At 59.7% G+C, this 14,876-nt stretch carries 13 protein-coding genes; all 13 read left to right on the top strand.

The window, feature by feature from the left end; genetic code table 11:
- The first annotated feature begins 1 nt into the window (after nucleotide 1).
- The 13 genes from ACYCZ5_RS06610 (at nucleotide 2) to ACYCZ5_RS06550 (ending at nucleotide 14,833) form a co-directional block, all read left to right on the top strand.
- Nucleotides 2–1,255: an NADH-quinone oxidoreductase subunit D gene (locus ACYCZ5_RS06610; protein ID WP_461544001.1), complete on the top strand. Its 1,254-nt coding sequence runs from the start codon at nucleotides 2–4 to the stop codon at nucleotides 1,253–1,255.
- Entirely contained in the window at nucleotides 1,255–1,740 is a 486-nt protein-coding gene (nuoE, locus tag ACYCZ5_RS06605) for an NADH-quinone oxidoreductase subunit NuoE (RefSeq protein ID WP_461544000.1), read from the top strand. Before ACYCZ5_RS06610 ends, nuoE begins: the two co-directional genes overlap by 1 nt.
- Complete coding sequence (nuoF, locus tag ACYCZ5_RS06600) at nucleotides 1,737–2,999, top strand: NADH-quinone oxidoreductase subunit NuoF (RefSeq protein WP_461543999.1); 1,263 nt, start codon at nucleotides 1,737–1,739, stop codon at nucleotides 2,997–2,999. The genes nuoE and nuoF overlap by 4 nt, the downstream gene beginning before the upstream one ends.
- Nucleotides 3,000–3,021: 22 nt before the next feature.
- Nucleotides 3,022–5,301, top strand: a complete 2,280-nt coding sequence (gene nuoG / locus ACYCZ5_RS06595) for an NADH-quinone oxidoreductase subunit NuoG (protein ID WP_461543998.1) — start codon at nucleotides 3,022–3,024, stop codon at nucleotides 5,299–5,301.
- Complete coding sequence (gene nuoH, locus ACYCZ5_RS06590; protein ID WP_461543997.1) at nucleotides 5,298–6,365, top strand: NADH-quinone oxidoreductase subunit NuoH; 1,068 nt, start codon at nucleotides 5,298–5,300, stop codon at nucleotides 6,363–6,365. Before nuoG ends, nuoH begins: the two co-directional genes overlap by 4 nt.
- A 17-nt stretch (nucleotides 6,366–6,382) precedes the next feature.
- Nucleotides 6,383–6,871: an NADH-quinone oxidoreductase subunit NuoI gene (nuoI, locus tag ACYCZ5_RS06585; RefSeq protein WP_461543996.1), complete on the top strand. Its 489-nt coding sequence runs from the start codon at nucleotides 6,383–6,385 to the stop codon at nucleotides 6,869–6,871.
- Nucleotides 6,872–6,883: 12 nt separating this feature from the next.
- Complete coding sequence (locus ACYCZ5_RS06580) at nucleotides 6,884–7,519, top strand: NADH-quinone oxidoreductase subunit J (RefSeq protein ID WP_461543995.1); 636 nt, start codon at nucleotides 6,884–6,886, stop codon at nucleotides 7,517–7,519.
- Between the two features lie 14 nt (nucleotides 7,520–7,533).
- Nucleotides 7,534–7,845: an NADH-quinone oxidoreductase subunit NuoK gene (gene nuoK, locus ACYCZ5_RS06575; RefSeq protein WP_461543994.1), complete on the top strand. Its 312-nt coding sequence runs from the start codon at nucleotides 7,534–7,536 to the stop codon at nucleotides 7,843–7,845.
- A 2-nt stretch (nucleotides 7,846–7,847) separates the two neighbouring features.
- Nucleotides 7,848–9,848, top strand: a complete 2,001-nt coding sequence (gene nuoL / locus ACYCZ5_RS06570) for an NADH-quinone oxidoreductase subunit L (RefSeq protein ID WP_461544168.1) — start codon at nucleotides 7,848–7,850, stop codon at nucleotides 9,846–9,848.
- Nucleotides 9,849–9,883: 35 nt separating this feature from the next.
- A complete protein-coding gene (locus ACYCZ5_RS06565; RefSeq protein WP_461543993.1) occupies nucleotides 9,884–11,365 on the top strand; it encodes an NADH-quinone oxidoreductase subunit M in 1,482 nt (493 codons plus the stop codon).
- A 9-nt stretch (nucleotides 11,366–11,374) separates the two neighbouring features.
- Nucleotides 11,375–12,826: an NADH-quinone oxidoreductase subunit NuoN gene (nuoN, locus tag ACYCZ5_RS06560; RefSeq protein WP_461543992.1), complete on the top strand. Its 1,452-nt coding sequence runs from the start codon at nucleotides 11,375–11,377 to the stop codon at nucleotides 12,824–12,826.
- A gap of 97 nt (nucleotides 12,827–12,923) precedes the next feature.
- Nucleotides 12,924–13,475, top strand: a complete 552-nt coding sequence (locus ACYCZ5_RS06555; protein ID WP_461543991.1) for an NUDIX domain-containing protein — start codon at nucleotides 12,924–12,926, stop codon at nucleotides 13,473–13,475.
- Nucleotides 13,476–13,630: 155 nt separating this feature from the next.
- Nucleotides 13,631–14,833: an ammonium transporter gene (locus ACYCZ5_RS06550; protein ID WP_461543990.1), complete on the top strand. Its 1,203-nt coding sequence runs from the start codon at nucleotides 13,631–13,633 to the stop codon at nucleotides 14,831–14,833.
- Nucleotides 14,834–14,876 lie beyond the last annotated feature (43 nt).

Raw genomic sequence — 14,876 nt, 5'->3', positions numbered from 1 at the left:
AATGGCTGAGATAAAAAATTACACCCTGAACTTCGGGCCGCAACACCCGGCAGCCCACGGCGTTTTGCGTCTGGTGCTGGAGCTGGACGGCGAAGTGGTCGAGCGTGCCGACCCGCACATCGGTCTGCTGCATCGCGGCACCGAGAAGCTGGCCGAGCACAAGACCTTCCTGCAGGCCATGCCCTACATGGACCGTCTGGATTACGTGTCGCCGATGTGCAACGAACACGCTTATGTGATGGCGGTGGAGAAACTGGCCGGCATCGAAGTGCCGATCCGCGCGCAATACATCCGCGTCATGTACGACGAGATCACCCGCATCCTGAACCACCTGCTTTGGCTGGGCGCGGTGGGTATCGACCTCGGCGCGATGACCATGTTCTTCTACGCGTTCCGCGACCGTGAAGATCTGGTGGACGCCTACGAGGCAGTGGCCGGTGCGCGTCTGCACGCTGCTTACTATCGTCCGGGCGGTGTGTATCGCGACCTGCCGGAAGTCATGCCTCACTATAAAGAGAGCAAGATCCACAACGCGGCCGATGTGAAGCGCATGAACGAGAACCGTCAGGGTTCGCTGCTCGACTTCATCGAAGACTTCACCGTTCGTTTCCCCAAGCACATCGACGAGTTCGAGACGCTGCTCACCGACAACCGTATCTGGAAACAGCGTACCGTCGGTATCGGCGTCGTCACACCGGAGCGCGCCATGGCGCTGGGTTTCACCGGCCCGATGCTGCGTGGCTCGGGTATCGCCTGGGACCTGCGCAAGAAGCAGCCTTACGAGGTGTATGACAAGATGGACTTCGACATCCCGGTGGGTGTCGAGGGCGATTGCTACGACCGTTATCTGGTGCGCGTGGAAGAGATGCGCCAGTCCTTGCGCATCATTCGTCAGTGTATCGACTGGCTGCGCAAGAACCCCGGCCCGGTCATGGCCGACGATCTGAAATACGCACCTCCCAAGCGCGAAGCGATGAAACAGAACATGGAAGAACTGATCCACCACTTCAAGTTCTTCACGGAAGGTATGCATGTTCCGGCCGGCGAGGTGTATTCGGCAGTCGAGCATCCCAAGGGTGAGTTCGGCATCTATCTGGCATCGGACGGTGCCAACAAGCCATATCGCATGAAGATCCGCGCGCCGGGCTTCACACACCTGTCCAGTCTGGATGAGATGACACGCGGCCACATGATCGCCGACGTGGTGGCCATCATCGGTACGCAGGATATTGTTTTCGGGGAGGTAGACCGCTGATGTTGTCGCAACAGATCACGACGCTCATCGACAAAGAGCTGACCAAATACCCCGCCGATCAGCGCCAGTCCGCCGTGATGGCCGCCTTGCGTTTCGTGCAGGACGAGAAGGGCTGGATCGCCCCGGAAGACATGGCCGACGTTGCCGTCTATCTGGGTATGCCGCAGATGGCAGTCTACGAAGTGGCGACCTTCTATCACATGTACAACCTCAAGCCGATGGGCAAGCACACGCTGACCGTGTGCACCAACCTGTCGTGCACGCTGTGCGGTGCGGGCGATACGGTGGCCTATCTGGAGCAGAAGCTCGGCATCAAGATGAACGAAGTCACGCCGGACGGAAAGTTCGGCTTGCGCGAAGGCGAATGTATGGGTGCCTGTGTCGATGCGCCCCTGCTGAACGTGAACAACAAGAAGATGTGCGGCAAGCTGACGCCGGCAAAGATCGACGGCATCCTGGCCGATCTGGAAGGAGGCAAGGCATGAGCAAGCCCATCATCCTCGCCACTGCCGCGGACGGCCTGGCGAATCTCGACAACTATTTGAAGGCAGGCGGATATCAGGCGCTGCGCAAGGTACTGACCGAGAAGATGTCGCCCGACCTGATCATCTCCGAGGTGAAGGCATCCAATCTGCGCGGACGCGGCGGTGCGGGCTTCCCCACCGGCCTCAAGTGGAGCTTCATGCCCAAGAACTACGAGGGCGACAAATACATCGTCTGCAATTCGGACGAAGGCGAGCCCGGCACCTGCAAGGACTGGGACATCCTGCGCTACAACCCGCACATGCTGATCGAAGGCATGGCCATCGCCGCGTATGCGATGGGCGTGAAAGCCGGTTATAACTATGTGCATGGCGAGATCTTCGAAGCCTACGTAGCGATGGAGCAGGCTTGCGAGGATGCGCGCAAGGCGGGCTATCTGGGTAAAGGCATTCTCGGCACCGATTTCGAGTTCGACCTGCATAACCACATGGGCTACGGCGCCTACGTGTGCGGCGAAGAGACCGCTTTGCTGGAATCCATCGAAGGCAAGAAGGGCCAGCCGCGCTTCAAGCCGCCGTTCCCGGCCAGCTTCGGTCTGTACGGCAAGCCGACCACCATCAACAACACCGAGACCTTCGCCAGCATTCCATACATCATCGCCAACGGCGGCAAGAAGTTCGCCGATCTGGGCGTGCCTAACAGCGGCGGTATCAAACTGTTCTCGGTGTCCGGTCATGTGAACAATCCGGGTAACTTCGAGGTGCCGATGGGCACGCCGTTCCGCGATCTGCTGGCAATGGCTGGCGGTGTGCGTCACGGTCACAAGCTGAAAGCGGTCATCCCCGGCGGTTCCTCCATGCCGGTGCTGCCTGGCGACATCATGATGGACGTCAACATGGACTACGACTCGCTGCAGAAGGCCGGTTCCTATCTGGGCTCCGGTGCGGTGATCGTGATGGACGACACGACCTGCATGGTGCGTGCGCTGGAGCGTCTGTCCTACTTCTATTTTGAAGAGTCCTGCGGTCAGTGCACACCTTGCCGTGAAGGCACGGGCTGGCTGTACCGCATCGTGCATCGCATCGAAAAGGGCGAGGGCAAGCCGGAAGACCTGGATCTGTTGCTTGAACTCTGCGACAACATCGCCGGCCGCACCATTTGCGCGCTGGGTGATGCAGCAGCTTGGCCGGTGCAGGGCATGCTCAAGCACTACCGCAAGGAATTCGAATATCACATCGAGCACAAGCGTTGTCTCGTGTGAAGCTGAATGGAATAGGTGAGCAATGATCAATATCGAAATCGACGGTAAGAAGATCCAGACGGAAAACGGTTCCACCGTGATCGAAGCCGCCCATCAGGCCGGCATCGCCATTCCGCACTTCTGCTATCACAAGAAACTATCCATCGCCGCCAACTGCCGCATGTGTCTGGTGCAGGTGGAGAAGGCGCCGAAACCCTTGCCCGCCTGCGCCACGCCGGTGAGCGAAGGCATGAAGGTGTTCACGCATTCCGAACAGGCGGTCAAAGCCCAGAAGGGGGTGATGGAGTTCCTGCTCATCAACCACCCGCTGGATTGCCCGATCTGCGACCAGGGCGGCGAGTGCATGCTGCAGGACATGTCGGTCGGCTACGGCAATGGTCATTCGCGCTATCACGAAGAGAAGCGCATGGTGTTGAGCAAGGACATCGGTCCGCTGGTGTCGGCGGAAGAGATGAGCCGCTGCATCAACTGCACGCGCTGCGTGCGTTTCGGCCAGGAGATCGCCGGGCAGATGGAACTGGGTCAGGCTTTCCGCGGCGAACACGCCGAGATCATGTCTTTCGTCTCAGGCACCGTAGATTCCGAGCTGTCCGGCAACATGATCGATCTGTGTCCGGTGGGCGCATTGACCAGCAAGCCGTTCCGTTACAAGGCACGCAGCTGGGAGTTGTCGCGCCGCCGTTCGGTGAGCGCGCATGACAGTCTGGGTTCCGGCCTTGCCGTGCACACCAAGGACAACCGCGTGTTGCGCGTGCTGCCCATCGAGAACGACGACATCAACGAATGCTGGCTGTCTGACCGCGACCGTTTCGCCTATGAAGGATTGAACAGCGATCAACGTCTGACCAAACCGATGATCAAGCAGGGCGGTCAATGGCAGGAAGTGGACTGGCAAGCCGCGCTGGAATTCTGCGCCAATGGTCTGCGTCAGATCGCGGGTGGTGCGGGTGCCGAGCAGATCGGTGCGCTGGCCACCGGTAATTCGACCTTGGAAGAGATGTACCTGCTGCAGAAACTGCTGCGCGGCATCGGCAGCGACAACGTCGACTTCCGTCTGCGTCAGAGTGATTTCTCCGCCGACGGCAAACAGCAGGGCGCGCCCTGGCTGGGCATGTCCGTGAGCGACATCGGTAGGGCGGACCGCATCCTCATCGTCGGCAGTTTCCTGCGTAAGGACCATCCGCTGCTCGCGGCGCGTATCCGTCAGGCGGTGAAGCGCGGTGCACAACTCAACGTGATCCATTCCGCCGATGACGATCTGCTGATGAAGATTGCCAACAAGTCCATCGTCGCGCCGGGTGGGCTGGTCGAGGCCTTGAGTAAGGTCGCCCTGGGCGTGGCTGCCAAGCAGACCGACGGTATCGCCGGCAGTCTGGCAGGTGGCGAGCGTGTGGCCGTATTGCTCGGCAACTTCGCGCAGCAACATCCGCAGGCGGCACAACTGCAGGCATTGGCACAGCAGATCGCAGCCGCCACGCAGGGCAAGTTCGGCTTCATCGGCGAGTCTGCCAACAGCGTCGGCGGCTATCTGGTGAATGCGATTCCGGCAAGTAACGGCCTGAACGCCGCTGCCATGCTGGCTACACCGCGCAAAGCTTATGTGTTGCTCAACGTCGAACCGGAACTGGATTGCGCCGATGCGCAGCAGGCCATCGCCGCGATGCAGGCTGCCGATCTGGTGATCGCGATGTCGGCCTACAGACACGGCGCGACGGAATACGCCGATGTGCTGTTGCCTATCGCGCCGTACTCCGAGACTTCCGGTACCTTCATCAGCAGCGAAGGTCGTGTGCAGAGTTTCAACGGTGCGGTGAAGCCCTTGGGCGAAGCACGTCCGGCCTGGAAGGTATTACGCGTGCTGGGCAATCTGCTCAAGGTCGACGGTTTCGATTACGAGACTTCGCAAGCTGTGCGTGACGAAGCGCTGCAGGGTGTGGATGTCGCGGCCAAGCTGAACAATGCAGTCAGCGCTATCGAATCCAAGCCTACCGCCGTAATCGGTCTGCAGCGCGTGGCAGATGTGCCGATCTACGCGACCGACGCCATCGTACGCCGTGCCATGTCCCTGCAGGCAACGAGCGATGCCGCGCAACCGAAGGTCTGGCTGCACAGCAAAGAGTTGAGCAAGCTCGGCGTGGCCGCCGGTGCGCAGGTGAAGGTCGCGCAAGGGCAGGGCAGTGCGCTGCTCGAAGTCGCGGCTGATGATGGCTTGCCCGAGGGCGTGGTGCGCGTGGCCGCCGGTCACCCGATGACTGCGACGCTGGGTGCGATGTTTGGAACGATCACAGTGGAGCGAGCATGATAGAACTGCTGCAAACCGTACATCAGATGGGCGAAGGCCTGCTCGGCGCAGCGTGGCTGCCGGTGTGGACCGTGGCCAAGATCCTTGCCATCATCCTGCCGATCATGGGCGGTGTGGCCTACTACACCTTGGCGGAACGTAAGGTGCTGGGCTTCATGCAAGTGCGTCCCGGCCCGAACCGTGTGGGTTATTGGGGTTTGTTGCAACCCGTCGCCGACGGCATCAAGTTGCTGACGAAGGAATTCATCATCCCGTCCGGCGCGAACAAGTTCCTGTTCCTGGCCGCACCGGTGATGGCGCTCGCTCCAGCGCTGGCAGCTTGGGCAGTGATCCCGTTCTTCGAAGGGGGCACATTGGCCAATGTGAACGCCGGTCTGCTCTATCTGCTGGCGATGACCTCGCTCGGCGTGTACGGCATCATCATCGCGGGCTGGGCTTCCAATTCCAAATACGCCTTCCTCGGTGCCTTGCGCTCCGCCGCGCAGATCGTTTCCTACGAGCTAGCGATGGGCTTTGCGCTGGTGTGCGTGCTGCTCGCGGCGCAAAGCATGAACATGGGCGAGATCGTGCAGGGACAGCAAAGTAACTACGGTCTGTTCGGCTGGTACTGGGTGCCGCTGTTCCCGATGTTCATCGTCTACTTCCTCGCCGGTGTGGCGGAGACCAACCGCGCGCCGTTCGACCTGGCCGAAGACGAGTCCGCCATCGTGGCCGGCTTCCACACCGAATATTCGGGCATGGGCTTCGCGCTGTTCTTCCTGGCCGAATACGCCAACATGATCCTGATCGCGGCGCTGACCACGGTGTTCTTCCTCGGCGGCTATCTGAACCCCTTCCACGGTTGGGGCGCGCTGGGTGAATTCACCGACCAGGTGCCGGGACTGATCTGGATGCTGGGCAAGATGTCCATCTTCCTGTTCCTGTTCCTGTGGTTGCGGGCGACCTTCCCGCGTTATCGCTATGACCAGTTGATGCGTCTCGGCTGGAAAGTGTTCATCCCGCTGACACTGATCTGGGTGGTGGTCGTCGCCGCCTGGATGCAGACGTCGTTGTGGGTATGGTGAGAGACAAGGGATAGCATATGAAAAACCTCATCAATTTCTTCAAGCGTTTCCTGCTGCTGGAACTGTTCCAGGGGCTGTCGGTGACCGGCAAGTATTTCTTTGCGCGTCACATCACCGTCGAATATCCGGAAGAGAAGACGCCACAGGGTTCGCGCTTCCGCGGCCTGCATGCACAACGCCGCTATCCGAACGGCGAAGAGCGCTGCATCGCATGCAAACTGTGCGAAGCGGTCTGCCCGGCATTGGCCATCAAGATCGAAGTGGCTGAACGCGAGGACGGTTCGCGCCGCACCACGCAATACGACATCGACCTGACCAAGTGCATCTTCTGCGGTTTCTGCGAAGAGTCCTGCCCGGTCGACGCCATCGTCGAGACGCGCATCTTCGAATACCACGGTGAGAACCGCGGCGATCTGTACTACACCAAGGATATGCTGCTGGCCGTGGGTGACGCGAACGAAGCGCAGATCGCTCAGGATCGCGCAGCCGACGCGAAATATCGCTAAGGGAAAGAAATCATGAATTTCGAAACCATACTGTTCTACTTCTTCGCCGCTTCGGTCGTGTTCTCGGCGTTGCGCGTGATCACTGCACGCAACCCGTTGCACTCCGTGCTGTTTCTGGTGCTGGCTTTCGTCAGCAGCTCCGGCATCTGGCTGCTGCTGGAAGCCGAGTTCCTCGCCATCGCGCTGGTGCTGGTCTATGTCGGTGCGGTGATGGTGCTGTTCCTGTTCGTGGTGATGATGCTGGACATCAACATCGAGAAGCTGCGCAAAGACTTCCTGCAATGGCTGCCCGCCGGCGCGCTGCTCGCCACACTGATCGTGGTGCAGATGGTGTGGGTGCTGGGCGACAAGGCGGCCTCCGCCGGTATGACCGCCGTCAAACATGCTGCCGATTACAGCAATACCAAGGAACTGGGGCGCCTGATCTACACCGATTATGTCTATCCGTTCGAACTGGCTGCGGTGCTGCTGCTGGTGGCCATGGTCGCGGCCATCGCGCTGACCTTCCGCCGCCGCCGCGATTCCAAGCGTCAGGATGTGAGCTGGCAGGTCAATGTCAAACGTAACGATCGCGTGCGCATCATCTCCATGCCCGCCACCAAAAAGAACGAAGTCAACGGGGCAGCTGAAGCCCACACGGCCGATTAAGCGAGGGAGTAGTCATGACGAGTCTGGGTCTTTCACATTTTCTGGTGCTGGGTGCGGTGCTGTTCGCCATCAGCATCGTGGGCATCTTCCTCAACCGCAAGAATCTGATCGTGCTGCTGATGGCCATCGAGCTGATGCTGCTGGCGGTGAACACCAACTTCGTGGCGTTCTCGCATTATCTGAACGACATACACGGACAGATCTTCGTGTTCTTCATCCTCACCGTGGCGGCTGCCGAAGCGGCTATCGGTCTGGCCATCCTGGTGGTGCTGTTCCGCAATCTGCGCACCATCGATGTGGATGATCTCGGCACCCTGAAAGGTTGATGATGGACATGCACACTCTGTATCTGATCGTTCCCCTTGCGCCGCTGGTCGGCGCGATCGCGGCGGGCCTGTTCGGCAAAGTGCTGGGACGCACCTGGTCGCATCGCATCACCATCGCGCTGGTCGGCGTCTCCTTCGCGGCCTCGGTCGCAATCTTCCAGGACGTGATGGCGGGCAACACATTCAACGGCCCGGTCTACACCTGGCTGACCTCGGGCGACACCAGCTTTCAGGTCGGTTTCCTGATCGACAAACTGACCGTGATGATGATGCTGGTGGTGACCTTCGTATCGCTGATGGTGCATATCTACACCATCGGTTACATGGCGGAAGATCCGGGTTACCAGCGCTTTTTCAGTTACATCTCGCTGTTCACCTTCTCCATGCTGATGCTGGTGATGGCCAACAACTTCATGCAACTGTTCTTCGGCTGGGAGGCCGTGGGTCTGGTGTCCTATCTGCTGATCGGTTTCTGGTACACCAAGCCGACCGCGATCTACGCCAACCTGAAAGCCTTTCTGGTCAACCGCGTTGGAGACTTCGGCTTCCTGCTCGGCATCGCGCTGGTGCTGATGGTGTTCGGCACGCTGGACTACGCCGCCGTGTTCGCCAATGCGCAGAACTATGCCAACGATATCGCGCCCATCCCCGGCGTGACATGGAACCTGCTGACCGCCATCTGCATCCTGCTGTTCATCGGCGCGATGGGCAAGTCCGCGCAGTTCCCGTTGCATGTGTGGCTGCCGGATTCGATGGAAGGCCCGACGCCGATCTCCGCGCTGATCCACGCCGCGACCATGGTGACCGCCGGTATCTTCATGGTGGCGCGCATGTCGCCGCTGTTCGAACTGTCCGACACCGCACTGTCGTTTGTGATGATCATCGGCGCGATCACCGCGCTGTTCATGGGCTTCCTCGGCATCATCCAGAACGACATCAAGCGCGTGGTGGCGTATTCCACGTTGTCGCAGCTCGGCTACATGACGGTGGCACTGGGTGCCTCGGCTTACTCGGTGGCGGTGTTCCACCTGATGACGCACGCCTTCTTCAAAGCGCTGTTGTTCCTTGCCGCAGGTAGCGTGATCATCGCCATGCACCACGATCAGGACATCCGCAACATGGGCGGCCTGAAGAAGTACATGCCGATAACTTGGATCACCTCGCTGATCGGTTCGCTGGCGCTGATCGGCACGCCGTTCTTCTCCGGCTTCTATTCCAAGGACAGCATCATCGAAGCGGTCGGACTTTCCAACCTGCCGGGTTCGGACTTCGCCTACTTCGCCGTAGTCGCGGGCGTATTCGTCACCGCTTTCTATTCCTTCCGTATGTACTTCCTCGTGTTCCACGGCGAGGAGCGCTTCGGCAAGGAAGCGCACGGCCATGATGACCACGGACACGACGCGCACCATCACGGACTGGCGCCGGGACAGAAGCCGCACGAGACTTCGTGGGTGGTGACCTTGCCGCTGATCCTGCTGGCTATTCCGTCGGTGCTGATCGGCTACATCGCCATCGAGCCGATGCTGTTCGGCGGCTACTTCGGCGACGCGGTGTTCATCGCCGAGCATCACCCGGCCATGCATGAGTTGCGCGAAGAGTTCCACGGCGCATTCGCCATGACGCTGCATGCTCTGACCACCTTGCCGCTCTGGCTGGCCGTGGCCGGTGTCGCGAGCGCGTGGTACTTCTACATGAAGAACCCGGCCATCCCGGCCGCCATTCAGAAGCGGTTCAGCTTCATCTATACCTTGCTGGACGAGAAATACTACTTCGATCGTTTCAACGACTGGTTCTTCGCCGGCGGGGTACGCGGTGCGAGCCGCGCGTTGTGGAAGTTCGGTGATGTGAAGCTGATCGACGGCTTCTTCGTCAACGGTTCCGCGAAGATGGTGGGGATGTTCTCCGGCGTGCTGCGCGGATTCCAGACCGGCTACGTCTATCACTACGCGTTTTGGATGATCCTCGGTGTGTCGCTGTTGCTGACCGTGCGCACCTGGTTCTAATAAGGCAACACTAGAGAAGAACAGAAGGAACAAGCATGATTTTCGGATACCCACTGTTAAGCGTCGTCATCTGGTTGCCCATCGTCTTCGGCGTACTGGTGCTGGCCACGGGCAACGACCGCAATGCATCGCTGGCGCGCATCATCGCGCTGGTCGGTGCCGTGCTTGGTTTGCTGGTGACCATCCCGCTGTATACCGGTTTCGACCGCATGACCAGCGCCATGCAGTTCGTCGAGATGAAGAACTGGATCACCCAGTTCAATATCCATTACCACCTCGGTGTGGACGGCATCTCCATGCTGCTGATCCTGCTCAACGCCTTCTTCACCGTGATCGTGGTGATCGCCGGCTGGAAGGTGATCGAGAAACGCGTGGCGCAATACATGGCCTGCTTCCTCATCATGTCCGGACTGATCAACGGTGTGTTTGCCGCGCTGGACGCCGTGCTGTTCTATGTGTTCTGGGAAGCGATGCTGATTCCGATGTTCCTCATCATCGGTGTGTGGGGCGGTCCCAACCGCGTGTATGCGGCGATCAAGTTCTTCCTCTACACCCTGCTTGGATCGTTGTTGATGCTGGTGGCGCTGCTGTATCTGTACTTCCAGTCCGGCAGTTTCGAGATACTCGACTACCATCAACTGCCGCTGGGCATGACCGCGCAGATCCTGATCTTCATCGCCTTCTTCATGGCCTTCGCCGTGAAGGTGCCGATGTTTCCCTTGCATACCTGGTTGCCGGATGCGCACGTGGAAGCGCCCACCGGCGGTTCCGTGGTGCTGGCCGCGATCATGCTGAAGGTGGGGGCTTACGGTTTCATCCGCTTCTCCATGCCGATCGCGCCGGACGCCAGCCATGAGCTGGCATGGCTGATGGTCACGCTGTCGCTGATCGCGGTGGTGTATATCGGTCTGGTCGCTTTGGCGCAGTCCGACATGAAGAAGCTGGTGGCTTACTCGTCCATCTCGCACATGGGCTTCGTCACCCTCGGCCTGTTCATCTTCAACGCCTACGGTATGGAAGGCGCGTTGCTGCAAATGATCTCGCACGGTTTCGTGTCCGGCGCATTGTTCCTGTGTATCGGCGTGATGTACGACCGCGTGCACTCGCGCCAGATCGTGGATTACGGCGGCGTGGCCAACACCATGCCGGTGTTCGCCGCCTTCTTCATGCTGTTCGCCATGGCCAACAGCGGCCTGCCGGGCACTTCCGGTTTCGTCGGTGAGTTCATGGTCATCCTCGGCGCGGTGAAGGTCAACTTCTGGTACGGCTTCGCGGCCGCCACCACGCTGGTGTTCGGTGCCGCCTACACGCTGTGGATGTACAAGCGCGTGGTGTTCGGCGCGGTCGCCAACGACCATGTGCGCCATCTGCATGACATCGGTGCGCGCGAGATTCTGCTCATGGCAGTGCTGGCGATCACAGTACTGGTGATGGGTCTGTACCCGCTGCCCTTGTCCGAGATCATGCACGCTTCGGTGAACGATCTGCTGGTGCACATGGCACGCTCCAAAATCTAAGAGGAAGTTATGAGTTACATCTCCACATTGTTTCCTGCCTACGCCGAGATCTTCCTGCTGTGCATGATCTGCGTCATCATGATCGTCGACTCGCTGCTGCCCAGCCAGACACGTACCGTCACCTATCTGCTGACCCAGGTGACGCTGCTCGGTTGTTCGCTGATCACGGTCGCCACGCACACCACCGGCGTCGCCCACCTGTTCACCGGCATGTTCGTGGACGACCTGATGTCCGACGTGCTCAAGCTGCTGACCTATCTGTCGGTGTCCATGATGCTGGTCTATTCGCGCAGCTACCTGATCGTGCGCGGTCTGTTCACCGGTGAGCTCCTGTCGCTGACGCTGACCTCCACGCTGGGTATGCTGGTGATGATCTCGGCCAGTAACTTCGTCACGCTGTACATCGGTCTGGAAGTGCTGGCGCTGAGCATGTATGCGCTGGTCGCTTTGCAGCGCGACTCCGCCGTGGCGAGCGAGTCCGCGATGAAATATTTCATCCTCGGCGCGATGGCTTCCGGCTTCCTGCTGTACGGCATGTCCATGATCTACGGCGGCACCGGTTCGCTGGATATTCAGACCATTTCCAATGTGATCAAGGCGGGGCAGGGCAACGACATGCTGCTGGTGTTCGGTCTGGCCTTCCTGGTCGCCGGCCTCGCTTTCAAGCTGGGTGCCGTGCCGTTCCACATGTGGGTGCCCGACGTGTACCACGGTGCGCCGACCGCGATGACCATGTTCATCGGTACCGCGCCCAAACTGGCCGCCTTCGCTTTTGTGATGCGTATCCTGGTTGAGGCACTGCAACCGATGATGATCCACTGGGCCGGCATGCTGGCTGTGCTGGCCGTGTTGTCGATGGGTGTTGGTAACATCACCGCCATCGCGCAGACCAACATCAAGCGCATGTTCGCCTATTCGACCATCGCGCACATGGGCTTCCTGTTGCTGGGGGTGTTGAGCGGCACGCTGGACGGCTACAGTTCCGCCATGTTCTATGCGGTGATCTATGTGCTGATGACGCTGGGCGGCTTCGGCATGATCATGCTGCTGTCGCGCGAGGGTTTCGAGGCCGACAACCTGAACGACTTCAAGGGCCTCAACCAGCGCAGCCCGTGGCTCGCGTTCATGATGCTGCTGCTGATGTTCTCCATGGCGGGTGTACCGCCGACCGTCGGCTTCTACGCCAAGTTCTCGGTGCTGAACGCGGCGCTGCAAGCGGGTCATCTGACGCTGGTCATCGCGGCGGTGATCTTCTCGCTGATCGGTGCCTTCTATTACCTGCGCGTCGTCAAGCTGATGTACTTCGACGCACCGGAAAGCCACGAGAAGCTCTACATGCAGCCGGACAGCACGCTGCTCGTCTCCATCAACGGTCTGGCGGTGCTGATGCTCGGCATCATGCCCAATACGCTGATGGCGATCTGCGCGGCTTCGGTGCAGCAGTCCTTGCTGCTGCCCTGATCGGCGAACGGATCGACGAACGGATCGACGAAAACTCCCGCCACGGCGGGAGTTTTCATTTTAGGGATGCTATCCCGTATCGAAAGAGAGACTAGGCATGGACCTGACCGAAAAGAAACTCGACAGCCGTGTGATGTATGAAGGCGGATTCCTAACGGTGTTGAAGGACGATGTGCAACTGCCGGACGGCAGCACCAGCACGCGCGAATATCTCACCCATCCCGGCGCGGTCGCCATGCTGGCCATACTCGACAACGGCAAGCTGTTGATGGAACGGCAGCACCGCTATCCCTGGCATTGCGATTTCATCGAATTGCCTGCGGGCAAGATCGACGCGGGCGAAGACATTCTCGTCACCGCGCAGCGCGAACTGCTGGAAGAGACCGGCTATGTCGCCAGCGAGTGGACGCACCTCACTACCGCCGCGCCCTGCATCGGCTACTCCGACGAACGCATGGAATACTTCATCGCGCGCGGACTGACCCATCAGGGCAGCAAATTGGATGAGGGTGAGTTTCTGGAAGTGTTCGAGTTGTCGCTGGAAGAAGCCATGGAATGGATACGGGCGGGAAAGATCACCGACAGCAAAACCATCGTTGGCCTGTTCTGGCTGGAAAAAGTGCTAAACGAGGGCTGGTGCGCACCGTAATAAGGCATCGATTTGGTGCGGTGCGCACTGTATTGGTGTGTGTAATCCTTTGTTTAGGGTTGCATTTAATAAAAAACACTTATGAATCAGTTGCTGTGTGAGCTGGCACAGTGCTTGCATGCGTAACCGCGTTTCGCACTTTTTCGGAGAATGTCATGGAAGAACTCAAGGTCAGTAGTGATGCACTTTTCATCCTGCTCGGTGCCATCATGGTGCTCGCGATGCACGCGGGTTTCGCCTTTCTGGAACTCGGCACGGTACGCAAGAAGAACCAGGTGAACGCGCTGGTGAAGATATTGAGCGATCTCGCCGTCTCCACCATCGCCTATTTCTTCATCGGCTACGGCATCGCCTATGGCGTGAGTTTTTTTGTTGGCGCGGAAGAACTGGCGCAACGCAACGGCTACGATTTGGTCAAGTTCTTCTTCCTGATGACCTTTGCCGCCGCCATTCCCGCCATCGTCTCCGGCGGTATCGCCGAGCGCGCGCGTTTCAACCCACAACTGGCTGCCACCTTCCTGCTGGTCGGTTTTGTCTATCCCTTCTTTGAAGGTATAGCCTGGAACGGTGCCTATGGTGTGCAGGATTGGCTGAAGGCCAGCTTCGGTGCCGGCTTCCACGACTTCGCCGGTTCCGTGGTGGTGCATGCCGTCGGTGGCTGGATAGGCTTGGCTGCTGTGTTGTTGCTCGGCGCACGCCACGGTCGTTACACCAAGGAAGGCCGTATCTCTGCACACCCGCCTTCCAGCATCCCCTTCCTGGCACTGGGCGCATGGATCCTCACCGTGGGCTGGTTCGGCTTCAACGTGATGAGCGCACAGACCATCACCGGCATCAGCGGCCTGGTCGCGGTCAACTCGCTGATGGCCATGGTCGGCGGCACGCTCACCGCGCTGTGGCTGGGCAAGAACGACCCCGGCTTCGTGCATAACGGCCCGCTGGCCGGACTGGTCGCCGTGTGTGCCGGCTCCGACCTCATGCACCCGATGGGCGCGCTCATCGTCGGCGGCGTGGCCGGCGCGTTGTTCGTCATCATGTTCACCCTCACGCAGAACCGCTGGAAGATCGACGATGTGCTCGGCGTGTGGCCGCTGCACGGCCTGTGCGGCGCATGGGGCGGCATCGCCGCCGGCATCTTCGGAATGAAAGCGCTGGGCGGCTTGGGCGGTGTCAGCTTCATGTCGCAACTGATCGGCACGCTGATGGGCATCGGCATCGCGTTGGCCGGAGGCATCGTGGTCTATGGCGTCATCAAGAAACTGGTGGGCATCCGCCTCGACAAGGAAGAAGAGTTCAACGGTGCCGACCTATCCATCCACAAGATCAGCGCAACACCGGAGCGTGAATCGGGTTGGTGATCGCGCAGTATGTCGTGGCAAGCTCACATGAACGGCACCCCGC

The sequence above is a fragment of the Sideroxydans sp. genome (genome assembly GCF_054604835.1).
This window is presented reverse-complemented; position numbering and strand designations above follow the sequence as displayed.

Excerpts from the sequence above, each read along its gene's own strand:
- nuoE (WP_461544000.1), top strand. The coding sequence starts at position 1,255 with ATGTTGTCGCAACAGATCACGACGCTCATCGACAAAGAGCTGACCAAA.
- ACYCZ5_RS06580 (WP_461543995.1), top strand. The coding sequence starts at position 6,884 with ATGAATTTCGAAACCATACTGTTCTACTTCTTCGCCGCTTCGGTCGTG.
- ACYCZ5_RS06555 (WP_461543991.1), top strand. The coding sequence starts at position 12,924 with ATGGACCTGACCGAAAAGAAACTCGACAGCCGTGTGATGTATGAAGGC.
- ACYCZ5_RS06610 (WP_461544001.1), top strand. The coding sequence starts at position 2 with ATGGCTGAGATAAAAAATTACACCCTGAACTTCGGGCCGCAACACCCG.
- nuoF (WP_461543999.1), top strand. The coding sequence starts at position 1,737 with ATGAGCAAGCCCATCATCCTCGCCACTGCCGCGGACGGCCTGGCGAAT.
- nuoG (WP_461543998.1), top strand. The coding sequence starts at position 3,022 with ATGATCAATATCGAAATCGACGGTAAGAAGATCCAGACGGAAAACGGT.
- ACYCZ5_RS06550 (WP_461543990.1), top strand. The coding sequence starts at position 13,631 with ATGGAAGAACTCAAGGTCAGTAGTGATGCACTTTTCATCCTGCTCGGT.
- nuoH (WP_461543997.1), top strand. The coding sequence starts at position 5,298 with ATGATAGAACTGCTGCAAACCGTACATCAGATGGGCGAAGGCCTGCTC.
- nuoN (WP_461543992.1), top strand. The coding sequence starts at position 11,375 with ATGAGTTACATCTCCACATTGTTTCCTGCCTACGCCGAGATCTTCCTG.
- nuoK (WP_461543994.1), top strand. The coding sequence starts at position 7,534 with ATGACGAGTCTGGGTCTTTCACATTTTCTGGTGCTGGGTGCGGTGCTG.
- nuoI (WP_461543996.1), top strand. The coding sequence starts at position 6,383 with ATGAAAAACCTCATCAATTTCTTCAAGCGTTTCCTGCTGCTGGAACTG.
- nuoL (WP_461544168.1), top strand. The coding sequence starts at position 7,848 with ATGGACATGCACACTCTGTATCTGATCGTTCCCCTTGCGCCGCTGGTC.
- ACYCZ5_RS06565 (WP_461543993.1), top strand. The coding sequence starts at position 9,884 with ATGATTTTCGGATACCCACTGTTAAGCGTCGTCATCTGGTTGCCCATC.